At 38.5% G+C, this 23,079-nt stretch carries 20 protein-coding genes and 1 other annotated feature; of the genes, 14 read left to right on the top strand and 6 right to left on the bottom strand.

The window, feature by feature from the left end:
- Window positions 1-39: 39 nt before the first annotated feature.
- Window positions 40-1,977 carry a heavy metal translocating P-type ATPase gene (locus GVV19_RS03475; RefSeq protein ID WP_159645570.1) on the bottom strand — a complete coding sequence of 646 codons (1,938 nt, stop codon included), beginning with the start codon at window positions 1,975-1,977 and terminating at the stop codon, window positions 40-42.
- 190 nt (window positions 1,978-2,167) lie between these two features.
- On the opposite strand from GVV19_RS03475, the gene GVV19_RS03470 reads away from it, so the two are divergent.
- Together GVV19_RS03470 and GVV19_RS03465 are read left to right on the top strand one after the other, a co-directional pair.
- Window positions 2,168-2,554: a pyrophosphohydrolase domain-containing protein gene (locus GVV19_RS03470; RefSeq protein ID WP_159639666.1), complete on the top strand. Its 387-nt coding sequence runs from the start codon at window positions 2,168-2,170 to the stop codon at window positions 2,552-2,554.
- Between the two features lie 55 nt (window positions 2,555-2,609).
- Window positions 2,610-3,464, top strand: a complete 855-nt coding sequence (locus GVV19_RS03465; protein WP_159639665.1) for a Cof-type HAD-IIB family hydrolase — start codon at window positions 2,610-2,612, stop codon at window positions 3,462-3,464.
- Between the two features lie 32 nt (window positions 3,465-3,496).
- Here the strand turns inward: GVV19_RS03465 and GVV19_RS03460 are convergent, their stop codons facing one another.
- Window positions 3,497-5,275, bottom strand: coding sequence for a glycerophosphodiester phosphodiesterase (locus GVV19_RS03460; RefSeq protein ID WP_159645567.1), 1,779 nt, complete (start codon window positions 5,273-5,275; stop codon window positions 3,497-3,499).
- Window positions 5,276-5,288: 13 nt separating this feature from the next.
- Window positions 5,289-6,170, bottom strand: a complete 882-nt coding sequence (locus GVV19_RS03455; RefSeq protein ID WP_159645564.1) for an RluA family pseudouridine synthase — start codon at window positions 6,168-6,170, stop codon at window positions 5,289-5,291.
- A gap of 107 nt (window positions 6,171-6,277) precedes the next feature.
- Here GVV19_RS03455 and GVV19_RS03450 point away from each other — a divergent pair, with 107 nt between their 5' ends.
- The gene (locus GVV19_RS03450) at window positions 6,278-6,781 is read left to right on the top strand and encodes a hypothetical protein (RefSeq protein WP_159639662.1); all 504 of its coding nucleotides are present in this window, start codon (window positions 6,278-6,280) and stop codon (window positions 6,779-6,781) included.
- A gap of 77 nt (window positions 6,782-6,858) precedes the next feature.
- Here GVV19_RS03450 and GVV19_RS03445 read toward each other — a convergent pair whose 3' ends face one another.
- Window positions 6,859-7,323 (bottom strand): CopY/TcrY family copper transport repressor, encoded by a 465-nt coding sequence (locus tag GVV19_RS03445; RefSeq protein WP_159636139.1) that lies wholly within the window; start codon window positions 7,321-7,323, stop codon window positions 6,859-6,861.
- A 279-nt stretch (window positions 7,324-7,602) separates the two neighbouring features.
- Here GVV19_RS03445 and GVV19_RS03440 point away from each other — a divergent pair, with 279 nt between their 5' ends.
- The 4 genes from GVV19_RS03440 (at window position 7,603) to GVV19_RS03425 (ending at window position 11,926) form a co-directional block, all read left to right on the top strand.
- Entirely contained in the window at window positions 7,603-9,939 is a 2,337-nt protein-coding gene (locus GVV19_RS03440) for a copper-translocating P-type ATPase (RefSeq protein ID WP_328598617.1), read from the top strand.
- Window positions 9,940-10,098: 159 nt separating this feature from the next.
- The gene (locus GVV19_RS03435; RefSeq protein WP_159639661.1) at window positions 10,099-10,701 is read left to right on the top strand and encodes a LytTR family DNA-binding domain-containing protein; all 603 of its coding nucleotides are present in this window, start codon (window positions 10,099-10,101) and stop codon (window positions 10,699-10,701) included.
- Window positions 10,702-10,865: 164 nt separating this feature from the next.
- Window positions 10,866-11,480 carry a LytTR family DNA-binding domain-containing protein gene (locus GVV19_RS03430; protein WP_159645561.1) on the top strand — a complete coding sequence of 205 codons (615 nt, stop codon included), beginning with the start codon at window positions 10,866-10,868 and terminating at the stop codon, window positions 11,478-11,480.
- A gap of 38 nt (window positions 11,481-11,518) precedes the next feature.
- On the top strand, window positions 11,519-11,926 hold the full coding sequence (locus GVV19_RS03425) for a GNAT family N-acetyltransferase (protein WP_159636130.1): 408 nt from the start codon (window positions 11,519-11,521) through the stop codon (window positions 11,924-11,926).
- A 66-nt stretch (window positions 11,927-11,992) separates the two neighbouring features.
- Here GVV19_RS03425 and GVV19_RS03420 read toward each other — a convergent pair whose 3' ends face one another.
- Window positions 11,993-12,520, bottom strand: coding sequence for a thioredoxin domain-containing protein (locus tag GVV19_RS03420; RefSeq protein WP_159636127.1), 528 nt, complete (start codon window positions 12,518-12,520; stop codon window positions 11,993-11,995).
- Between the two features lie 104 nt (window positions 12,521-12,624).
- On the opposite strand from GVV19_RS03420, the gene GVV19_RS03415 reads away from it, so the two are divergent.
- From GVV19_RS03415 to GVV19_RS03395, 5 genes are all read left to right on the top strand, one after another.
- Window positions 12,625-13,434 (top strand): putative RNA methyltransferase, encoded by an 810-nt coding sequence (locus tag GVV19_RS03415; RefSeq protein WP_159645558.1) that lies wholly within the window; start codon window positions 12,625-12,627, stop codon window positions 13,432-13,434.
- 101 nt (window positions 13,435-13,535) lie between these two features.
- Window positions 13,536-13,746, top strand: a binding site (T-box leader).
- Window positions 13,747-13,779: 33 nt separating this feature from the next.
- Window positions 13,780-16,182, top strand: coding sequence for a leucine--tRNA ligase (gene leuS / locus GVV19_RS03410; protein WP_159636121.1), 2,403 nt, complete (start codon window positions 13,780-13,782; stop codon window positions 16,180-16,182).
- A 173-nt stretch (window positions 16,183-16,355) separates the two neighbouring features.
- Complete coding sequence (locus GVV19_RS03405) at window positions 16,356-18,452, top strand: FAD-dependent oxidoreductase (RefSeq protein WP_159636119.1); 2,097 nt, start codon at window positions 16,356-16,358, stop codon at window positions 18,450-18,452.
- Window positions 18,453-18,464: 12 nt separating this feature from the next.
- The gene (locus GVV19_RS03400) at window positions 18,465-19,403 is read left to right on the top strand and encodes a polyprenyl synthetase family protein (RefSeq protein WP_159639656.1); all 939 of its coding nucleotides are present in this window, start codon (window positions 18,465-18,467) and stop codon (window positions 19,401-19,403) included.
- A gap of 3 nt (window positions 19,404-19,406) precedes the next feature.
- The gene (locus GVV19_RS03395; RefSeq protein ID WP_159645555.1) at window positions 19,407-20,303 is read left to right on the top strand and encodes a UbiA family prenyltransferase; all 897 of its coding nucleotides are present in this window, start codon (window positions 19,407-19,409) and stop codon (window positions 20,301-20,303) included.
- A gap of 75 nt (window positions 20,304-20,378) precedes the next feature.
- On the opposite strand, the gene GVV19_RS03390 is transcribed toward GVV19_RS03395, so the two are convergent.
- On the bottom strand, window positions 20,379-21,491 hold the full coding sequence (locus tag GVV19_RS03390; RefSeq protein ID WP_159645552.1) for an FAD:protein FMN transferase: 1,113 nt from the start codon (window positions 21,489-21,491) through the stop codon (window positions 20,379-20,381).
- Window positions 21,492-21,632: 141 nt separating this feature from the next.
- On the opposite strand from GVV19_RS03390, the gene GVV19_RS03385 reads away from it, so the two are divergent.
- Both GVV19_RS03385 and GVV19_RS03380 read left to right on the top strand, forming a co-directional pair.
- Window positions 21,633-21,968: a hypothetical protein gene (locus GVV19_RS03385; RefSeq protein WP_159645549.1), complete on the top strand. Its 336-nt coding sequence runs from the start codon at window positions 21,633-21,635 to the stop codon at window positions 21,966-21,968.
- The gene (locus GVV19_RS03380) at window positions 21,958-22,944 is read left to right on the top strand and encodes a CpaF/VirB11 family protein (protein WP_159645546.1); all 987 of its coding nucleotides are present in this window, start codon (window positions 21,958-21,960) and stop codon (window positions 22,942-22,944) included. The genes GVV19_RS03385 and GVV19_RS03380 overlap by 11 nt, the downstream gene beginning before the upstream one ends.
- The last annotated feature ends 135 nt before the right edge of the window (window positions 22,945-23,079 follow it).

Below are 23,079 nucleotides of genomic sequence, written 5' to 3'. Positions count from 1 at the left end.
GAGACTTCCATGGTGGAAGTCTCTTTTTTTAAAAGTTCGTTATTCTTTGGTGTTCGCAAGTAGGCGTAAGCCGTTGAAGATAACAACTAAGGTACTACCTTCGTGAACAAGGACACCTAATGGTAATGTCATTTTACCGAATATGTTCAAGAGAACTAAGGTTAAAACAACCAACATTGAGAACCATATGTTTTGCATGACGATTTTATCAAGTCGTTTGGAGACACGGTGTGCATATGCGAAGTTTGTCATATCATTTTGCATGAGTACGGCATCAGCGACATCGATAGCGATATCAGTTCCATCACCCATTGCAACGCCAATATCGGCTTTAACAAGTGCAGGTGCATCGTTAACGCCATCACCAAGCATGGCGACAACACCATATTTAGCTTGCAACGCTTCAACAATTGCTGATTTGTTTTCTGGTAAGACGTTCCCAATAACTTCATCGATACCGATTTGTCGTCCAACAGCTTGTCCTGTCAGTTCAGAATCACCAGTAATCATAACTGTATGAATGCCTTGACTGCGTAAGTATTTGATAACAGCAACTGATTTCTCATTTGGAACGTCCATCATTGCAATCATTCCAACTACAAGGTCATCAGCAGAGAAGTAGACAACAGTCTTACCGTCATTTGAGTAACGGTCATTGTGGTCTTCAATGGCATCTGGAACATTATCAAATGTTTCGGGTTTACCGATTCGATAGTGGATACCTTCATGACGCGCAATGAGTCCTTTTCCAATGACATTTTCAACTTCAAGTTCATAATCAAATGTTGCGGAGTAGTAATTTAAGATTGCATTCGCTAATGGGTGGTTTGCTGTTTTTTCCATTGCAACAATCACATCTTCGTACAGAGTCATTGTTTCTTGATCGATATCTTCAGTAAAATAGATGTCAGTAACGACAGGTTTCCCAGCTGTCAATGTACCCGTTTTATCAAAAGCAACAGCTTTAACTTCGCTAAGATTTGATAAGAATGATCCCCCTTTGAAGAGAACACCACGTTTTGCTAAGTTTGAAATAGCAGATAGTGTTGCAGGAATCGCAGCAGCTGCTAGAGCACAAGGTGATGCAACTGTTAAGAAGACCATGCCGCGGTAGAAGCTTGTATCCCAACCCCAACCGAGAACAAATGTTCCGAGAAGAATAAAGATTGGAACAATAATTAGAACGATTGTAACGTAGATTGGTTCGAGTTCTTTAATTTTTGTAGCCGTTTTAGAAAGGTTGGATTGTGATTGATTAACCAATTCCACAATTTTAGCAAAGACGGTTTCAGAACTGTCTTTCGTAACTTCCATAATAAATGTTGAGTTTCCGTTAATGGTACTTCCGAAGACTGTATCACCGGTTGTTTTTTCGCGTGGAATACTTTCTCCGTTAATGGATGACTCATCAATGGTTGCGACCCCAGAGATGATCACACCATCGGTAGCAATCTGGTCACCGTTTAGAACTTGAAGTTGATCCCCAACTTTTAGTTCATCGACAGCTACGACTTCAATGGTTCCATCTTGGAGCATTCTGCGTGCTTCGGTAGGATTCATTTTGAGAAGGTTTGTAATTTCTCGTTTACTACGATTTTCTGCGTAGTCTTCAAGGAAGTGAGCTGCTGCAAAGATAACAATCAGCAATGCACCTTCTTCAAAGTTACCAATGAGTGATGCCCCAAATGCTGCAAGGGTCATTAAGATATGGATGTTTGGTGCAAATTTCTTTAAACGCCGTGTTTCGGTAATTGTACTTCCAAATCCTTCGATAATAATGTGGTATCCCGATGCCAACATTGCAACAAAGTAGAATGTATTCTGGAGCATCCCTGCTTGTAAGAATAATGCCCCGATAAAGAAACCGAGTCCAATAAAGAACATAATTACTGGAAGGTTTCCGTGGTTGTGATCGTGTCCATGGTTATGATCGTGATTGTGATCGTGTCCATGTTCGTGTGAATGTTTGTGTGCCATATGTTTACCTCCTTACATATGAGTGTGTGTTCATATGTTCATTATAAACGACAATTCCAGAAATTGCAACTTTTCTCGAAAATCTGTTAAAAGTTTTTCATAATCGTTGAAAAGCATCGGGTTAAAATCGCGAGTATGCTATAATATATAAGAATTTAACAAACAAATTTAAGATTGGAGATTATGACATATGGGAATGAATAAAGAATGGAATGATGTAAAACTTTTCCACGAAAAGTTTAACCACCCCGTTTCCGAAAAACCTGCATTCATGGCAAAAGAACGTGCTGAAAAACGTTATAAGTGGATGCTTGAGGAAATTAATGAATTCTTGGAAGCCGATGAAATTGTTGAACAAGCAGATGCAATGATTGACACAATCTATTTTGCGCTGGGAACATTGGTTGAAATGGGCGTTGAGCCGGAAGCATTATTTGAAATAGTTCAGCATGCAAATATGTCGAAACTTTGGGAGGACGGGAAACCTCACTATAATGAAGACGGGAAAACGATTAAACCACAAGGGTGGGAAGATCCACATCCAAAATTAAAAGACGCAATCGAAAAAATGAAATAATCATAAACCAGCATTGCATCGCAATGTTGGTTTTGTTGCATAGGGAGGTAAGGCAATGATTAAATTAATAGCAAGTGATATTGATGGAACTTTAATAAACAGCAATCATGAAGTGAGTGATTATACAAAAAAAATAGTTCACGAAGCACGAAAGCAAGGCATTCAATTTGCGCTTGCAACCGGACGTGACCATGAAAGTGCGAGTGGTATTGCACGACAACTGGGTATTGAAGGTGATGATACAGCCATAATTTGCTTAAACGGTCTACGTGTTGATAATGATTCACGAGACTACCATTACCATGCACCGACCATGACATATGAAGATTGCGAGCTAAAAGAAGCAATCGGAAACAAATATTTTATGGGAGTGCTCTATTGTTTTGAAGATAAGATTTATTATCATATGGATGATGTAGCATTCCAAGACTACCAGTTGGGAATTTCTGAACAACAATTTAAGTTCTTTAATGAGTCTCTCAATGCAGAAAAAATAACAGGACTGAAGGATATCAAACATCTTTTTGAAACAGGTCATCAGATTCTAAAAATGGTTTATATCCAAAATGGTGATTATACCGAATTGGTAAAAGAACGCATTGCAAAAGAATTTGACTCCCGTTACAATTTATTGATTGTTGGAGATGGATGGGCAGAGATTATGCCACGCTCGGTGAACAAAGGGGATGCCATTCTAAACTATGCTGCATCTTTAGGGATCAAACCTGAAGAAGTTATGACATTTGGTGATAGCGATAATGACCTAACGATGATTGCGAAAGCAGGATGTGGTGTCGCGATGGCCAATGCACGCGAGAATCTCAAAACAATTGCTGATGCAATTACACTTTCGAATGATGAAGATGGTGTTGCACATTATATTGCGACGCATGTCCTCCATCAAGACTAAAGAAAACGCCATGATTATCATGGCGTTTTTACTTAGTTGATACTATCGACAATGGATTCAAGGGACCAAAAGAGGCGATCCAAAGGTCCGTTCTTAATATCTTGTTTAACCTGGATTGCTGTTTCGGGATCATCGGTGATGATACCATTAACATTGGTTCGAATATATACTTCCATAAGGTCAGAGGTATTAATCGTCCATGCGTACAGGGCTTTTTTCTGATTTTTGATATCGTTTACGACACGTGTTGTAATTGATGTATCTTCGATCGAATAGAAATCAACGGGCATCGGTTCAATACCACCAAGATTAAAACCAATAATATAGCCAGTGTAAGCGTTAGGGTACATTGCCTTAAAGTTTACAATCGCATTTTTATCGAGACTTTGGAAAGAAACCATGTGTTCCATGTCTGCATCACGGATAATCTGCATGATATTTGCAAGATACTCGGGACTGTCAGTTTTATGTGCTTTAATTTCTACCATAATCTTTTGGTTTAAAGAACGAGCAAGTTCCATATATTCTTTGAATGTTGGAATGGTTGATTCATGACCTTTACTTGTAATTGTTTCTTTAGAGAGGTCTTCCCATGTGTAAGGATAAATCGCATTCGAGTTCGTGCCAATACGTTTTAAATCTGGATCGTGAAACACAACAATCGTACCATCTGATATTTCTTGAACGTCCATCTCCACATAGTCAGGTTTAAATTCATTTGCATATTTAAGTGACTCTAGTGAATTCTCAACGGCACGTTTCGTATCACCACGGTGTGCGACAATTTGTGTGTCATTGCGAAGTTCGTTATTGGGCATGTCCATATAAAGAAGTGCAGAAAATCCAAGATAAACAAAGATAACGCCAACATTAATAAGTTGGAGACGTCGACGCGATTTTGGTGTTAATGCATGGATGTGAATCTGTGTGCCTTTTAGTTCATGATAACTCACTGTAACAGTTTGAATGAGCCAGACACTTGCGAACGCAATAGTGGTGAAAGTCCAGAAGATGACTAAAGTGTTTGTAATGGTTTCAATGATAAATTGGTACTGTGGCAAGACTGTTTCGATAAAGGCACCGGAAACAAGTAATACCATGGATCCAACTAAAATCGATAAGACAGAGAGGAATCCAATCGCAGCCACGATTTTAAGAATGGTAAACTCTTGGCGGCGGGTCATCTTCCAACTACTCTTGAGTGCTTCATAGAAATTGACATCTTCATTGTAGAAAATGATGATGGCATAAAATAGACGCAAGTTAAGATAGAAAAGAATCCATCCTAGTGTAATATATGCATACTTCATCCAGGCAAATTCATAAATAAAATCAATTAAGAAAAGCGGAATTTGTAAACTGGATGTTACCGTAGAAGTCAATCCAATATTTCCAAACGGCATAATGATAAAGATAAAAATTAAGAAAATCGGGATATCTTTAGCGCGGAGTCGTTTTAAGGGCGCAAAGATTGATTGAATCGTAAGGGGTTCAGGGTGGTATTTTCGATCAGCAAATGCAAGAATTGCAATTAACTGAACAACACCAATACTTCCTAGAACGACGACCATTATCAGTAAGAGGGTAATGGCAATCGGATTGAAAAGTATACCTAAAAAGTTTTCATTGTTGATTCCGTGAACTTTCGCACTGACAAGTGCCAGGTCGAAGAGTCGATTTGTAATTTGTTTGGTTAATAATATAACCATGGTTTCTGCTAAAATCGCAACGACCAAATAACGCCACATATCAAAACGTATGTATTTAAATGTTGATTTAAAAATGTCGCGCACTTTTATTTTCTGCTTCATAGCTACCTCATCTCTACTTTAGGGGATATGCCTGTTCAAAATATTCAGGAATATCGACTTGATACGATACACGTTGGTGTGTTCGCGGATGGATAAACTGGAGTTGATAAGCAACAAGATAATGCCCTGATGATTTGTCATCATCGATTCCATACAAAGGATCGCCTAACAAAGGATGACCAGAATATGCTGCATGCACACGAATTTGATGCGTGCGACCGGTATACAAATGACATTCAACTAGCGTCATCGTATCAAACCGTTGCTTCACAATAAAATCGGTTTTAGCATATTTACTGTTCTTCTCAGTAACACTCATTTTCTTTGTGTTTAAGGGATCCATACCAATTGGCGCTTCAATTGTAATCATAGCGTCTTCAATAACACCATGGACCAAAGCAAGATAGGTACGGGCCATCGTTTTATCCACAAGTTGGTCAGCCAAAAATGTATGAGCTTTATCATTTTTTGCAATGACAAGAAGTCCTGAAGTATCGCGGTCAATGCGATGCACCATCCCAGGTTTTATAACCTCATCACCTTGGTTCAAGTAATGAACTAAGCCATGCAAAAGTGTGGGTTCATGAACACCTTTCCCTGGGTGAACAACCAGCCCACGTTGCTTATTGAGAACCAAAATATCGCGGTCTTCAAAAACTATATCCAAAGCCATTGCAACGCCTTCAAGTGTTGAGGCTTTGACATGATAGTCTTCTGCCTTGATTATATCATTCAATTTAACTTTATACTTCGATTTTAAGCATGTATCGTTACCAAATACAATGCCATCTTTAATCATTTCTGATGCCTTACTTCGTGAAAGGTTAAGTTTTTCACTGATAAACACATCAATGCGTTTGCCAACGTCATGTGTGGTTACTGTCCATTGATTCATAGTTCGACTCCGTTTTCTCTTTATTTTATCTTAAGAAAGTCAGTGAATCAAGGTAGTCATCAAAGCAATAATTGTGTACAATAGTTGAGGAAAGCTGAGGAAATACAATGAAAAAATTAGTGACCTTGGTGACATTAATGTTTGTACTTGTCGGTTGTGGATCAAAGACAGTAACAACGTCACCTGCAGAAATCGGTAAAGCGGTTGAGGGAAATGCTTTATCTTATGAAATAATCTCTATTGAAGCTGACAAAGGTTTAAAACCTACATCAGCACCTTCAGATAAATTGGAATATCCAATTAAAGAAGAGGGTAAAGTATGGGTTAGTGTAAAAGCTAAAGTAACCAACAATACTAAAGATGAGCTGGATTCAAAAACAGATATTTTAGGAACACTAAAAGTTGGTTCAGAAGTCATCAAGACGACAACATTTTTCGAAATTAGCAATCAAGAAAAATTCAGTCAATTTGAACGACTACAACCAAAAGCAGATGCTGTAATTCAATTTGCAGCCCAAGTTCCTACAGATGTTTTAAATCAAGAACTTACATTTGACGTCAATGTTAAAGAAACATTAGCGATCAGTAATACATTTAAAGTTGCACAGTAAAGATTATAATTGGGCCCTATCACCCAAAAAAACACCCCATTGGAGAAAAGTTCCAATCGGGGTGTTTTTTAATTTTGTTAGTTATTATTGTGACCACACTTACAATTATCAGTTTCACAGTTACATTTTGTTGTTTGATTCGGTAAGCAACTGCAGGGTACAGAATCAACAAACTCTTTTGCTTCGAGGGCTGCGAGAATAATTTCTCGGTCTTTTTTTGACAGGTTGTGGGTGTCAATTGCTTTTGCGATTGCGCCACCAACAGCGCTATTACAAATTGATGTAAATAGTTTGTCGACGCGATTGGATACACTTTCCTCTTCTGTAACAAGTGGCAAATAAATGAATCGGTTACCATCTTTACGCGTATCTAAATAGCCTTTCTTAACGAGTCGTCCCAAAAGTGTTTTGGTCGTTGCTACTTCCCAATTTTGTGTGTCTTTAAGAACTTCTGAAACGCTGCGGCTGGTTGCTTCATCAAGGCTCCAAATGACACGCATTACCTCCCATTCAGCTGAGGATGCTGTTGTTATATCTTCCATAGTTATCACTTCCTTACTATTAGTTTACAGTTGTAGACAAAATGTGTCAAGAAATTCACTTTAATTCCTAACCTTCTATATTCACCGTGAATTATAACTATTGCTAAGGTTGCATTGATCAAACATAGACTCCTTCCGAAATGTCATACTTAAGTCACAATTAATGATTCGTACTTTGCTACGATGAGGGTGGTAACGAGCCATTTACATGACGAAAATGCATGTAATTTGACATATATCGTTTACAGTTGTAAACTATAAGAAAGTGGAGGGATTAATATGACAGAAAAAAATAAGAGTGAAAACAAAGAAGCAATGCACGATCATAGCCACCATGACCATTCAAGCGATGGAAAAGGAACTATGAGTCATGATAATCATTTAGAGCATATGGATCATTCGGAACATATGGAACATATGGATCATTCGGAACATATGGATCATTCGGAACATATGGATCATTCGGAACATATGGATCATTCGGAACATATGGATCATTCGGAACATATGGATCATTCGGAACATATGGATCATTCGAAACATATGGATCATTCAGGACATGGAGATCATTCAGGACATGGAGATCATTCAGGACATGGAGATCATTCAGGACATGGAAATCATTCAGGACATGGAGATCATTCAGGACACGACCATTCGGGACACGGTACAGCATTTAAACAAAAGTTTATCGTTTCGCTGTTCTTTGGTGTACCAATACTCTTTCTTGCACCAATGATGGGGGTAACCCTTCCTTTCCAATTTACATTTCCAGGAAGCGAGTGGGTTGTCGCAATTTTAGCGACCGTTCTATACTTCTATGGTGGACAGCCGTTTTTAGCGGGAGCGAAATCAGAGTTAAAATCTAAAAATCCAGCAATGATGACATTAATTTCATTGGGGATATCCGTCGCATATATCTATAGTATGTATGCATTCGTAATGAACACGGTGCTCGGTAGTCCCGTGCACATTATGGACTTCTTTTGGGAACTTGCGAGCTTAATTCTCATTATGCTACTTGGTCACTGGATTGAGATGGAGGCAATTTCGAATGCCGGTAATGCCTTACAACGCATGGCTGAATTACTTCCAAGTGATGCAACCGTACTCCTTGAAAACGGGGCAACAGAAGTTCGTTCGTTGAAAGATATCACTATCGGAGACAAAGTCATCATTAAAGCAGGAGAAAATATGCCAGCAGATGGTGTGATTGTAGATGGAAAGACATCCGTCAACGAATCAATGATTACCGGTGAATCACGAGCTGTTCAAAAGAAACCAGGCGATAAGGTTATTGGGGGATCTGTTAATGGATCTGGAACGCTTACCGTCGAAGTAACGGGAACTGGTGAATCCGGTTTCCTTGCACAAGTAATGACGTTGGTCGATCAAGCGTCAAAAGATAAATCTAAAGCAGAATCGATGGCTGATGTTGTTGCAAAATGGTTATTCTATATTGCCGTTGTCGTGGGTATCTTAGCATTGATTATTTGGTCAATATTAACCAATGTAAATACAGGAATTGAACGCATGGTTACCGTCCTTGTGATTGCGTGTCCTCATGCATTGGGATTGGCAATTCCACTCGTAACGGCACGCTCAACATCATTAGGAGCTCAAAATGGGTTACTGATCAAATCACGCCAAGCGCTTGAAGTTGCACAAAATATTGACGTCATCATGATGGATAAAACCGGAACATTAACAGAAGGAAACTTCGTTGTTACAGATTATCGTTCATTTGATGAGTCATACTCCAAAGAAAAAGTACTCCAATACTTCGCAACCTTAGAACAATCATCATCCCATCCATTAGCGGTTGGAATTCTTGATGAAGCAGAAGCTCAGAACATCACGCTCTTGAAGGCAGAAAATGTCACTACAATTGCAGGGATAGGTCTTGAAGGAATGCTTGAAGGTCATGATGTAAAAATAACAAGTGTGAAATATCTTCAAAACAATAAAATTCCATACGATGATGCAGCATTTAAGGCGTTATCGGGTGAAGGTTATTCCATTAGTTTCTTACTTGTGGATGATCGCAACACAGGTTGGATTGCTCAAGGAGACGAAATTAAAGAAGACTCTCGCGAGATGATTCGTCAACTCAAAGCACTTGGCATCAAACCAGTAATGCTAACGGGTGATAATAAACAAGCAGCTCAAGTGATTGCTAAGAATCTTGGTATCGATGATGTTCATGGGGAATTGATGCCAGAAGACAAAGAACGTATTGTTCGTGAATATCAAGATCAAGGGCTAACTGTCATCATGGTCGGCGATGGTGTTAACGATGCGCCAAGTTTAGCGCGTGCCAACGTTGGTGTCGCAATTGGTGCTGGAACGGATGTTGCAATCGATTCAGCGGATGTTATTCTTGTTAAGAGTAATCCTTCGGATATTCTTCATTTCGTGTCATTAGCACGTAACACGTCACGTAAGATGAAAGAGAATCTACTTTGGGGAGCTGGATATAACTTCATTGCTATTCCATTGGCAGCTGGTATACTAGCGGGCATTGGATTTATTCTATCTCCAGCAGTTGGAGCCGTATTAATGTCGCTCTCAACAGTTATCGTCGCGATTAATGCAATGCTTCTTAAAATAAAATAACTCGCTTCGGCGAGTTTTTTTTATGAGATAGGAATGTTGCGAACGGTTACTTATTTAAAAATATGACCGTTCGCCATACATAAACGACCGCTAATACAAAGAATCTTTACAATAAAACTGGTTCATATTAAATTATGCAAAAATCGAGGAGAGATGCCAGTGATTCGAGTTCAATTAAACATCCGAAATCGGAATTCAAACATACGTGTTAAAGAAATTTTAGTGCTGTATCAAGATTTGTTCAATCAGCCCTTTACCGTTATTGATTCACCAGAAAATGTAGATTTAATGATTGCAGATTGCATTATGAAATATCATGACCCCTGTAAGACAATTTTAATAGGGTTTGATGTTCCATCTTATCAATGCATTCAGTCCTGCCACCACAAAGAACAGATACTCAAAGCAATCCGAAAAATTATCGATCGACCGAAGTATGAACCCCAAGAAATCACGCTTGGTAAACGTCGTGTTGTGCGTATTGATGTCGGGATGATTTGTGTTATCGAAACAAGAGGGCGCCGCCTGTCAATCAAAACAGCGACTGATGAATATCTTGATACGAATACAATCTCATATTGGCAAGGTTATCTTGAAGCATGGCCGTTTCTAGAAATTTATCGAGGGGTTCTTGTGAATTTATGCCAAGTTGTAACCGTAAACAAGGATCATGTCATTCTAAAAAATGGCTTAAAACTTCCAGTCGCACGCCGTCGCTATCAGGAAATACTAACGAAAATGCGCTATTTGATGAAAGAATAAAAATATTGCGTCTCACGTGGAATCTCATTACAATACTACTGTCGGGAACATAGGATACTACAGTATGTTAGGTGCTGAAATAGCGGATTGTTCATAGTAAACCTATTTAATTAACTTGCTGGATACGAACTTTTTGATGTCAATGAACTTTTGAAAGGAGTCCAATGATTCATGTCCATGTTGATTTGCGTGACCGCTTTTCGCGTCGTTGCGTAAAAGAAGTACTTGACTTATATTCCGAACTTAATGAAGAAGCAATAACATATACCAAAGAGCCACCGGTAGGTTTATATATTGTTGATTATGCAAATCACCGTTATGATCGCCGCAAAACGCTCCTCATTGGTTTTAAAATACCAAGGCATCATTGTCTAAAGAACTTAGATAACTGCCAAATGACCTTACGGGTTGTGTCGCGCCTGATTCAACGTCCACTTTATAACCCGGAGTTTGTCCAAGTGGGACGACGGGAAAGCTCGGTTGTGGATGTTTCTGAAATTTGTACAATTGAAACGTGCAAACGCCATCTTCTGATTCGAACACAAACAAGAGATTACAAGGATCGACGACCGATTCATCACTGGATTCATTTATTACGAAAATCGCCATTCATAGAAATCTATCGCGGTGTTGTTGTTAACTTAGCGGTTGTTGAGCGTCTAGAAACAGATTTTCTAGTCCTAAAAAATGGGATAAGACTACCGGTAGCGCGACGTCGTTACACAAAAGTACAGAAAAGGTTGGGCCTTATTCAAGAAATAAACTTGCACAAAAAATAATTACTCATTACAATAGAATTAACATGGAGGTGGCTGATATGATCCGTAGAGCTACAGTAGAAGACATTGATATTCTAATGGAATTGGACACACACGTTGAACGTGAAGAGTTTGAATCAAAACTCGAACTTGGACGCGTTCTGGTGTATGAAGTCGACGATAAAATTGTAGGTATCATTCGATACAATATGTTCTGGGATCAATATCCATTCCTCAACTACTTTAAGATTCTAGAGCCTTACCGTCACCGCGGTTATGGTACTGAAATGATTAATTACTGGGAAACGGAAATGATGGCATTAGGGAATTACCTAGTTATGACTTCCGGAAGAGCAGACCAAGATGCACAGCATTTTTTCCGAGCACTTGGCTATCAAGATTCGGGAAATATACTCTTCCCGGGAGAAAATCTAGAACTCATCTTAATTAAAAATCTTATTAGATAGCAGCTAAGCTGCTATCTTTTTAATAAAAAAAAGCACCTGTCTAGGTGCTTATATAAAATGGACAAACTAGGCGTTCGATTTAACTGAACTAAACATCTCAGTAAGTCTGATTTGTAAGAATTTCGCTTGATCTTCTGTCAATGGGTCAACTGGTGCATTGTGTCCTGGAACGGTTCCAATGTTAACTTGGATTGAGCCATCGCCACCAATAATGACAACATAAGGAACACCAGTCATGCGTTGCTCTTCAGGTAATGAATTTGAGAATGCTTCAATACGTTTTTGAGCATCGGCATTTTGTGTGTAATCGTTGCCACGTGTATCAACATAGTTGATTGTGTGGTTTCCTGCTGCTGCAGCTTCTTCCATAACAGGAACAAGGGCGACACACCATGGGCATGTTTCAAATCCTAAATAGTAAATACCTTCAGTTTTATTTTCAAGTGCTGTTGCCATATCACTAGCACTCATTGCTTGGTAATGGTGGTCTTTTTTATCAAAGCCTTTGTAACCTTTCATAATGTTTGTATTTGCCGATGTACATCCGACAAGTACCAACAACGATACAACTGCTGTAAGCAATATTTTTTTCATAAATTAATTCTCCTTGTGTTTATTATAAGTAAAGTGGTACAAAATTCAACTAAATCAAAGTAAAATTGTGTGATATAATTGTGAAGACAAGATGAGGTAAAACTATGAGCTTATTTCAATGCCCGGTTTGTAAAAAACAACTGGTACTCCAAAACAAATCGTATGTGTGCGAAAACGGTCATCAATTTGATATGGCCAAGGCTGGATATGTGAACCTATTACAATCACAAAGTTCTAAATCTAAACAACACGGTGATGATGCCAAAATGATTCAGGCGCGAACGCAGTTCCTTAATGACGGATACTACGATATATTTCGAGAAGCTCTTAAAGACATTGTAACAAAATATTCAGCGAATAGCTTGGCTGATGTCGGCTGTGGCGAGGGTTGGTATGCCGAACCGTTGCTTCAACAGGAAAAAACTATCTATGGAATCGACATTTCAAAACAAGCAGTCACCAGTGCTGCGAAACGAAATAAGAATATGAAGCTAGCTGTTGCATCGACTGCGAAGTTACCACTGATGGATAGTGCATTTGATCTCGCATATAGTATTTTTGCACCGTTTTCATCTGATGAGGTCTATCGAATTCTGAAAAATGATGGACATTTCGTCGTGGTTTTTCCACTCGAAAAACATTTATGGGGACTGAAATCAATCCTCTATGATAAGCCCTATGAGAACGAGGTTGTGTTACCTACATATGAGGGATTTGAATTGGAAACGCTCATTCGTGTTGAACACACCATTCATTTAACAGGACAAACGACCATCAACAATCTTTTAGCGATGACACCTTATTATCATCGAACACCGAAACATGCCATTGCGACATTAGAGACGTTAGAAACCCTAAGTACACCGATTCAATTTGGATTCGCAATATATAAAAAGAAATGTGATGTTGCGTAACAATGATACCGATATTTCAGACCGCGTTGATAATCAGCGTGGTTTTTTAGATTTGTTTGCGTTTGGAAATTGACAATTCAAAGCAAAACACATAAGATAAAGGCATAGCGATGAAAAGAAATAGTATTTATTGAAAACTATAAGAGAGCTGATGGGTGGTGTGAATCAGTAAGTGGACAATAAAGAACTCATCTTGGAGCAGAATTTCTGAATTCAGTAAGAGATTCCGTAGCCCCGCGTTAAGGGAAAGAGCGCTTGTCTCAAACATGAGATGAGAAATTAAGGTGGTACCGCGAGACATTCGTCCTTTGCAGGTGCTTTTTTTATTTTACAGGAGGAAAAACGATGTATAACCATTTAAAAATTGAACAAAAATGGCAACAATACTGGGAAGAAAACGAAACATTTAAAACAGACATTCGTAATTTTGATATCCCAAAATATTACGTCCTTGATATGTTCCCATACCCATCAGGGAATGGACTTCATGTTGGACATCCACGCGGCTATACAGCTACAGATGTGTTAGCACGATACAAACGTATGAAAGGATTCAACGTTTTACACCCAATCGGGTGGGATGCTTTTGGCTTGCCAGCAGAACAATTTGCATTAAAAACAGGAAATCACCCAGATGCCTTTACGAAAGAAAATATCCAAAACTTTACGAAACAAATCAAGTCACTAGGACTTTCTTATGACTGGTCTCGTGAAATTTCAACGACAGATCCTCACTACTATAAGTGGACACAATGGATTTTTACGAAACTCTACGATATGGGCCTAGCATATGTTGATGAGAAACCCGTAAACTTCAGTCCTGATTTGGGAACGGTTCTTGCAAATGAAGAAGTTATCAACGGTAAAACTGAAGTTGGTGGATTTGATGTTATCCGTATCCCAATGCGTCAGTGGGTTTTACGTATTACAGAATACGCAGAACGCTTACTTGAAGATTTAGATTTGGTCGAATGGCCAGCATCAACTAAAGAAATGCAAATCAACTGGATTGGGAAATCAGTAGGTGCAAATGTAATCTTTAAAGTTGATAACCATGATTTAGAATTCACGGTATTTACAACACGGGCTGATACACTTTTTGGTGCGACATATACAGTCCTTGCTCCGGAACACCCATTCGTAAGTCAGATTACGACTCCTGAGCAAAAAGCAGCAGTTGATGCGTATGTAGATCAAGTGATGCATAAGTCAGACTTAGAACGTACCGAGCTAAATAAAGACAAAACAGGTGTCTTTACGGGTGCTTATGCGATTAACCCTGTTAATGGTAAACAAGTACCTATCTATATTGCAGACTATGTACTAGCAGCCTATGGTACAGGAGCAATCATGGCGGTACCAGCACATGATCAACGCGATTATGAGTTCGCGAAAAAATACAACATTGAGATGATTCAAGTTCTTGAAGGCGGAAGTATCGCGGAAGTTGCGTATACTGAAGATGGCAATCATATTAACTCAGGATTCCTTGATGGTTTAAATAAAGAAGAAGCCCTTGTAATCATGAATAAATGGTTAGAAGACAACAAATACGGTGAAGCGAAAGTTACTTATAAACTACGTGATTGGCTATTTTCACGTCAACGTTACTGGGGAGAGCCAATTCCTATTGTTCATATGGAAGATGGAACAATGCGTACAGTTGACCTTGAGGATTTACCACTAGAGCTTCCCGAGGTTGAGAACTACAAACCAGCACCAGATGGTCAATCACCACTCGCTAATGCCGGTGATTGGTTAGATGTAACATTCCCGGATGGATCAAAAGGCCGTCGTGAGACCAATACTATGCCGCAATGGGCGGGGTCTTGCTGGTATTACTTACGCTATATTGATCCAACCAATGAAGGAGCAATCGCTGATCCAGAACTTATTAATCACTGGATGGAAGTAGACCTTTACATGGGCGGTGCAGAACATGCAGTGCTTCACTTACTATATGCACGTTTCTGGCATAAAGTACTTTATGATATTGGAGTTGTGAATACGAAAGAACCATTCAAGAAACTCTTCCATCAAGGTATGATTTTAGGTGCTAATAATGAAAAAATGAGTAAATCTCGTGGTAATGTTGTTAATCCTGACGATATTGTTCGCAGTCACGGAGCAGATACGTTGCGAGTATACGAAATGTTTATTGGACCGCTTGATGGTGCAACTGCATGGAGTACACAAGGACTTGATGGAAACCGTAAATGGTTAGATCGCGTATGGCGTTTGTTTGTCGAATCAGGAAAAATTGTAGATACAAATGATGGATCCCTAGATTTCTCATATAACCAAACAGTCAAAAAAGTAACTGAAGATATTGAATCATTTGGAATGAATACAGCATTGGCACAATTAATGACATTCATTAATGATGCTTACAAAGCCGAAACAATTTATAAAGAATATGCGGTTGGATTTGTTAAAATGCTAGCTGTATTTGCACCTCATATCGGTGAAGAATTGTATACAATATTAACGGAAGAAACGGGAATTAGTTATACCGAATGGCCGACATTTGATGAAACGAAACTTGTGAAATCAGAGACTGAAATTGTTGTGCAAATCAACGGTAAAGTCCGCGCGAAATTCATGGCGGCTACTGGACTCGATGATGATGCTCTAAAAGCACTCGCATACGAGCAACCTCAAGTTCAAAAGAACCTTGAAGGAATGCAAATTCTAAAAGAAATTGTTATCAAGAATAAAATCGTAAATATAGTTGTGAAACCTGCCTAAGGTTTTGTGAACAAAATACACAACTTTCACAAACTCATGTCTTTTTCGAAAGGAAACTGCATGAGTTTTCTTTTGGGGCATGAAACATCTCGATGTAACAAACCCCAAGATTGTGAACAAATTAGCGATACGCTATAATATGAAGGCAAAAGTAATTAAAGGAGAAATAGAAAATGGGAAAGAGAGTAGTTGTTGTAGGAGCAGGATACTCTGGGATTTTAGCTGCGAAAAAGTTAGCTAAAAAATTCAAAAAGGATCCAGAAGTATCAATCACTATTATAGACCGCAATCCATTCAGTACGATGTTGACAGAACTTCATGAAGTTGCTGCAGGTCGTGTTGATGAATATTCAATCCGCATGGATTTGAAAAAAATCTTTGCTGGACGTAATGTCAACGTAAAACTTGATACAGTTCAAAAAATTGACTTTGACAAAAAAGTCGTTGAAGGTGCGAACGAAAGCTACGAATACGATTATGTTGTAATCGCAGCAGGTTCAAAACCAACATTCTTTGGAATTGAAGGCGCTAAAGAAAATACATTTACATTGTGGTCATACGATGATGCAGTTCGTTTACGTGACCATATCAATGATGTATTTGTAAAAGCATCACAAGAACCAAACCTTGAGAAACGTCGTTTCTTGCTAACATTCTATGTTGTAGGAGCAGGATTCACTGGTGTAGAAATGATGGGGGAACTTGCTGAATACGTTCCTGTATTATGTGATAAATTCTCAATCGACCCAAGTGATGTCACAATGGTTGAAGTCGATGCAATGCCACGTACAGTTATGACATTGCCAGAAAAACTCGCAAACAAAGTACAAAACCGTTTAGAAAAAATGGGTGTACAAATTAAACTGAACGCAAAAGTTATCAAGGTCACTGAAGATGCTATTCATTTAGACATCAACGGTAATATTGAAGAAAACCCAGTACACACAGTTATTTGGACAGCTGGTATTGAAAGTACAGATATTACGGCGCAATCAGGTACAGAACTTGAAGCTGCACAACGTGGTGGCCGAATTGAAACAGACCAATACTTACGTGCAAAAGGTCGCGAAGACGTTTATGTTATCGGTGATAACACATACTTCGTTCTTGAAGGTGAAGAACGACCATTGCCACAAATGGTTGAAAATGCTGAACAAAGTGGTGGCCTCGTTGCGAAGAATATCGCAGAACAAATTCGTGGTGGTAAAAACCTAACAGCATATAAACCAGCATTCCACGGAACAATGGTATGTATCGGTGGACGTTGGGGAACTGCAAATATTAAACTTGGAAAACTTGAGTTTAATCTTGTATCATTCTTTGCAATGTTTGCAAAACACATGATGAACTGTGTTTACTTCCTCCAGGTTTTAGGTTGGAACAAAGTATTTAGCTACTTGAAACATGAAATCTTTACAATCCGTAACCGTCGTAGTTTTGTCGGTGGAAACTTCTCAAACCGTACACCAAGTTTCTTACTCTTCCCACTTCGTGTGTGGTTAGGAGCAATTTGGTTATTTGAAGGAATTAAAAAAGTTAACGAAGGCTGGTTAGCGGGAGATCCTAAACTTTCAGGATTCTTCGGTGGTGCACAACAATGGTATGATAGCTTACTTGGTGCCGGTGGAGCCGATATCAATGCCGGATCATCCGTTATTGGTAAAGTCGTTGAAGCAACTCAAGCGGCTACAACAACTGTTGTGAACGCAGGAGCTTCTGTAGTTAACGGTGCTGGTAAAATCGCTGCTGATGTAACAGCAGGTGCTACAGGTGCTGCTGATGCAGTCGCAGGTGCAACAGGAGCAGGTGGTGGCGAAGCTGCAGGATCTGTCTTATTACACTGGAACTTCTTAAATATTATTCAACCAATCTTTGTAACTGGAAAACCATTATTAGAATCAGGTCTTGAAGACTTTGCATTTAAGATTGACTTCAACTTGATGACATGGTTCGTAAATGACGTCATTATCCCTAATCCACAATTACAAGTATTTATGCAAACAATGGTTGTTGTTATGGAAATTGGAATTGGTTTAGCATTAATTGTAGGACTCTTTACAACGATGGCAGCAGGAATGTCTGTTGTATTACAAATGATGTTCTTAATGACAACTGGTTTATACTTAAATACTGTATGGATGGTAGTAGCAGGTATCGCATTAATCTTCGGTGGAAACACATTAAGCTTAGATTACTGGGTGATGCCAAAACTCAAAAAATGGTGGTCTGGAATACCGTTTGTTAAGAAGTGGTACATCTACCACGATTAGTAGGTAATCTTAATGAACATATTTGAAGAATACTTAGAATATGTTAAACGGGAGGTTGGTGTAACAATATCAACCTCTCCTTTAATAGTTAGAAAGTATATAGAACACCTTTTAAAATCCGAAGGAAAATACATCCGCGCAGCGGCAGTCCTTGCTGCTGCACAAAACAAAGATGGAACAATCCATCACGATGCTGTGATTTTTGCTGCATCGATTGAATTGCTACATTTAGCAACACTGGTTCATGACGATGTCATGGATGATGCAGACACACGCCGCGGCGTCACAACACTCCATAAAAAATATGGGCGTAAAACAGCTGTTATTTGTGGAGATTACCTAATGGCAGCGTCAATGTCATTGGCTAATAAAACAGAGAAAAAAGAAACCTATCTTGGTTATAGTTTACCAACATATATGGAAGCCATTGCATTGGGCGAACTTAATCAACATATTAATAATGGAAATTACAAATTAAAAGTAAAAGATTATTTATCGATTATTGATGGTAAAACAGCGAAACTCTTTGAGGCAGCAATGTACTCGGGAGTCGCAACATCGGATGATGTTCGTGAACAACAAGAATCCTATCAAACAATTGGACATGCGATAGGTATGATTTTCCAATTGTTGGATGATGTGATGGACTTTGATGAAAATGAATCTGTTGCAAAAAAACCTGTACAATCAGATTTTGAACAAGGCGTTATTACACTACCATTAATTCATGCTTTTAGTATATATCCAGAAGCATTAAAAAAAGCGGAACAACATGCGCTCACACGTAACGAAGTGAATCAGTATGTTCGCAATTCCAAGGGTGTTGCGATAACAATTGCGAAAGCCGAAACATATTATGCAACAGCCAAGACAGCAATTGAAAATCTTGATATCATAGATACCAAACGAGAGGAACTCATGCGTATCTTAAACTTAGCAATGAGAAAGTAATACATGAAAAAAATATTAGAATATACTGAAATACAAACTAAAATAACAAGTTTGTTTCCCTTTGCCTTAACGCTTGGCGTTATGGTATTTAATGGATCACAGATCCGTTGGGATGCAACACTTGTTTTCTTTGTTGGTATGTTTGTCTTTGATTTAACGACAACTGCTATCAATAATTACATCGACTCAAAAGAAAATGGCCAAGATATTGGTTATACGCGAAACCAAGGACGTGCAATCATTTATACAATGCTTACAATTGCTACTATATCTGGTTTATATTTAGTATTCTTGACTGATTTTGTCATCTTGATTTTGGGAATGATTTGTTTTGGGATTGGAATTTTGTATACATGGGGTCCGGTTCCGATTTCTCGCCAACCGTACGGAGAGATCATTTCGGGCGTACTCTATGGTTATGTTATTCCATTTATCCTGATTCATGCTAACAATCCAGGGCTACTGGTCGATTTCAACTTTGTAGCACCAAATGTCACGATGCACTTTAATCTAGTGAATATTATCTATTTCTTGATAATTTTCTTGCCACCGACACTTCTGACATCAAGTATCATGCTTGCTAACAATACATGTGATATTGAGGCAGACGTGCTTGTTAAGCGGTATACGTTGCCGTATTATATTGGTAAGAAAAATGCTGTAGTTTTGATGAAGATGCTTTATATAAGTGTGTATGCAGCGATTGTAGCCGCCGTTGCACTTGGTGTGATACCTTGGCTTGCATTGCTGACATTAGCAACAGCACCACGTGTTTTAAAGAATTACAATGCCTATACCAAAGATTTGGTAAAACGTCTATCATTTAAATATATCATCAAAAATTTTATAACAATCATGTTTGTTTATGATTTGATGGTCATCATTGGGAACTTCTTATAAAGAAGTTCTTTTTTATATAAAAACCGAACCACCAATCTTTGTTAAAGATTGGTGGTTCGGTTAGATTTGCTTGAGTTATTTATTTGCGAAAGCGGAGTATTGTTTAATGTTGTCAGTGAAAGTAAAGTCATAGTCTTCCAATTGATACCATTCAGGATGATCTTCCGAAACCCACAACACATCAATTGACTTGTCAGGGTATTTTGTATTGAAGTCTTGAATGAAAGTCTGTGCTTCTTCATATGACATCATATAGACAGCAGTTGAAAGTGCGTCAGCCATGGTCGAATCTGGTGTAAATATTGTTACTGAACGGAATACTGATTGTGGTTGTAATGTTTTTGGGTTGATTAAATGTGAATAAGTAACATCATTTGGGCCAATATAGTACCGTTGGTAATCACCTGATGTAACAATTGACATTGAATGTGGAACACGGAATACATCAAGACTTTCATTTTTGACAAGCATTGATGGTTTTTCAACACCGATTGCCCATGCTTCACCATCTGGTTTGGTATTGATTGTACGAACGTTTCCACCGCCACTTACAACACCGTATTCTAATCCGGCTTCTTCTAGTTCCAAAGCAACAAGTTCCGTTGCATAGCCCTTTGCAATTGCTCCTACATCAAGTCTTGTTTTGGCATCGGTAAGAAAGACGGTGTTATTTGCCTTGTCAATTTCGACAAATTGCCACCCAGCGTGGCGTGCTGCTTCTTCAAGAACATCTTGTGTTGGGATTTCTCCAGGTTCACCAGATGCATTCTTTTCAATACCATCCTCTCGATAGTCATGCCAAATTTCCATAACAGAACCATAGGTAATGTCGAAATAACCATTTGAAACTTCAGTATAGTCACGCGAGCGTTCAAGCATTTCTATAATTAGAGGATCAACGGTTACGGGTGCAATTCCAGCGTTGTCGTTGATAGTTTTAATGTTTGCGACTCCTTCATAGTCATTATACTTATCAAATAAGGCATTATAGCGCAGAAAAGCTGCTTTAACTTTACTAAAATAATCGTTGAAAGTTGCCTCATCTTTTGTATAAGCGACGAAGGTCATGACAGTGTCAAATCCTACTTCGGAGGTACGGGCTTCGTATTTTGTGTAGTTATCACCAGACTTTATTGAACAACCCGTTAAGATCAATAGAGTCGCCATGATGAATGCGAATTTTTTCATATGTGTATTATACCATAGATATTTTTAGGATATTTAGGTATCACTTCATACTTAGTTATGTCAGGGAAAGAAGATTGGTAAAAAATGAAATTGAATCCAATTCTGTGAAAAATGGAACTGAACTAACGAAAGGTTGAAATTATGAAACATATATTTTGGAGTGTTGGTCTTATCACGATTATTGCGTGTATAAGTGGGTTCGCAATGTTTGTGGCTATATTGGCATCTCATCATTTTCAAATTCGTTTTGCCCACCATCAAGCAATGCGAAGAAATATAGCGAGTGACTATCCTAAAGAGACATTACTTGTGAATGTTCTGAAGGTATTTTATGAGAATTATGGTGGAGAAATCACAGTTAAGAGATTTGAAACATCTTTATTTCCTAATGCGATGCGCTTTGGGATTGAAAGAAAAATTGGCGGCTATACATATTCTTTAGATAGACTTATGGTTGAGGAGTATTATGCTTCGTAGATTTGATTTCGAGATGTTCCAGATGTATGTAGATCAAGCGGATGTGACTGATCTCAATTACAATGGCAAAGATTTGTGGGTTGATGACCTAAATAAGGGGCGTTATGTCGTTAAAGGTTTTAGTGATAAAGACGCCATTTACCGGTTAGTCTTGCGGCTTTCAAATGCTGTGAATCTTCCTTATACAGTGAGTAATCCAATCTTTGAAACAGAAATTGGATTTCTAAGAATAAGTGTTCTTCATCCAACAATTTCTAAAGATGTTTGTATTTCAATTCGTAAGACAAGTGGACAATGCCGTTACGATGTCAAATCAATAATTGAAAAAGAATACGTATCGCAAGCGGCTTTGGACTTTCTGGTGAGTTGCATACGGTGTCGTTGCAATGTAATGATAAGTGGATTGCCAGGATCGGGGAAAACAGAGTTGTTAAAATTTTTAACACAGTTTATTGGTGACAAAGAACGCGTGATTACGCTCGAAGACAGTATGGAAATTCACTATGATGTGCTCCATCCACGTCGTGATTGCGTTGCGCTGAAAACGAGCAAAGTGATGTCGTATGATGATGCGATTAAAGCATCATTGCGCCAAAGACCTGATTGGTTGCTATTAAGTGAAGTAAGAGGTTCTGAAGCATTCGAATTATTAAAATGTGTTTCAACAGGACTGCATCTAATAAGTACTATTCATGCTCGAAGTGCTAAAGAGATACCCAACCGTTTGTTATTCATGATGAATGGGGCATCAATTGATAGTGTAAGCATGTTAGCGCAGATAGAGACACTGTTTGATGTTGGAATACATATTGATTTACTGCACACGAGTAAGGGCACTGTGCGGCGTGTAAGAGAAATTGTCGTTTTTAATCAGGGATCAACAGTGACAATCTATCAACATGGGGGAGTTGTTGATTTGGATAAACTTCCTGAGAAAATCAAAAGTCGAGCAGACCTTTATGGTGTCCAGTGGTAAAGCTAAAGAGTATTTGTGTTTATGCATGCGCACAATTAATCATACTCATGATGTTTAAGTTTTCGATAGTTTTAAATGGTGTGTATTTGCTTGTTTTAATAGTTTTTATAAAAGATATAGTTGCATCTCTTGCGA

The organism is Erysipelothrix anatis, from assembly GCF_009828745.1.
GTDB classification, from domain to species: Bacteria; Bacillota_I; Bacilli_A; order Erysipelotrichales; family Erysipelotrichaceae; genus Erysipelothrix; species Erysipelothrix anatis.
The sequence above is the reverse complement of the archived record's forward strand: the minus strand, read 5'-3'. Positions and strand labels throughout refer to the sequence as shown.

What these genes read in the sequence shown, in the direction of transcription:
- leuS (WP_159636121.1), top strand. Translation starts at nt 13,780, where the DNA reads ATGTATAACCATTTAAAAATTGAACAAAAATGGCAACAATACTGGGAA.
- GVV19_RS03400 (WP_159639656.1), top strand. Translation starts at nt 18,465, where the DNA reads ATGAACATATTTGAAGAATACTTAGAATATGTTAAACGGGAGGTTGGT.
- GVV19_RS03455 (WP_159645564.1), bottom strand. Translation starts at nt 6,170, where the DNA reads ATGAATCAATGGACAGTAACCACACATGACGTTGGCAAACGCATTGAT.
- GVV19_RS03475 (WP_159645570.1), bottom strand. Translation starts at nt 1,977, where the DNA reads ATGGCACACAAACATTCACACGAACATGGACACGATCACAATCACGAT.
- GVV19_RS03405 (WP_159636119.1), top strand. Translation starts at nt 16,356, where the DNA reads ATGGGAAAGAGAGTAGTTGTTGTAGGAGCAGGATACTCTGGGATTTTA.
- GVV19_RS03415 (WP_159645558.1), top strand. Translation starts at nt 12,625, where the DNA reads ATGAGCTTATTTCAATGCCCGGTTTGTAAAAAACAACTGGTACTCCAA.
- GVV19_RS03465 (WP_159639665.1), top strand. Translation starts at nt 2,610, where the DNA reads ATGATTAAATTAATAGCAAGTGATATTGATGGAACTTTAATAAACAGC.
- GVV19_RS03395 (WP_159645555.1), top strand. Translation starts at nt 19,407, where the DNA reads ATGAAAAAAATATTAGAATATACTGAAATACAAACTAAAATAACAAGT.
- GVV19_RS03440 (WP_328598617.1), top strand. Translation starts at nt 7,603, where the DNA reads ATGACAGAAAAAAATAAGAGTGAAAACAAAGAAGCAATGCACGATCAT.
- GVV19_RS03380 (WP_159645546.1), top strand. Translation starts at nt 21,958, where the DNA reads ATGCTTCGTAGATTTGATTTCGAGATGTTCCAGATGTATGTAGATCAA.
- GVV19_RS03460 (WP_159645567.1), bottom strand. Translation starts at nt 5,275, where the DNA reads ATGAAGCAGAAAATAAAAGTGCGCGACATTTTTAAATCAACATTTAAA.
- GVV19_RS03420 (WP_159636127.1), bottom strand. Translation starts at nt 12,520, where the DNA reads ATGAAAAAAATATTGCTTACAGCAGTTGTATCGTTGTTGGTACTTGTC.
- GVV19_RS03445 (WP_159636139.1), bottom strand. Translation starts at nt 7,323, where the DNA reads ATGGAAGATATAACAACAGCATCCTCAGCTGAATGGGAGGTAATGCGT.
- GVV19_RS03385 (WP_159645549.1), top strand. Translation starts at nt 21,633, where the DNA reads ATGAAACATATATTTTGGAGTGTTGGTCTTATCACGATTATTGCGTGT.
- GVV19_RS03430 (WP_159645561.1), top strand. Translation starts at nt 10,866, where the DNA reads ATGATTCATGTCCATGTTGATTTGCGTGACCGCTTTTCGCGTCGTTGC.
- GVV19_RS03470 (WP_159639666.1), top strand. Translation starts at nt 2,168, where the DNA reads ATGGGAATGAATAAAGAATGGAATGATGTAAAACTTTTCCACGAAAAG.
- GVV19_RS03425 (WP_159636130.1), top strand. Translation starts at nt 11,519, where the DNA reads ATGATCCGTAGAGCTACAGTAGAAGACATTGATATTCTAATGGAATTG.
- GVV19_RS03390 (WP_159645552.1), bottom strand. Translation starts at nt 21,491, where the DNA reads ATGAAAAAATTCGCATTCATCATGGCGACTCTATTGATCTTAACGGGT.
- GVV19_RS03450 (WP_159639662.1), top strand. Translation starts at nt 6,278, where the DNA reads ATGAAAAAATTAGTGACCTTGGTGACATTAATGTTTGTACTTGTCGGT.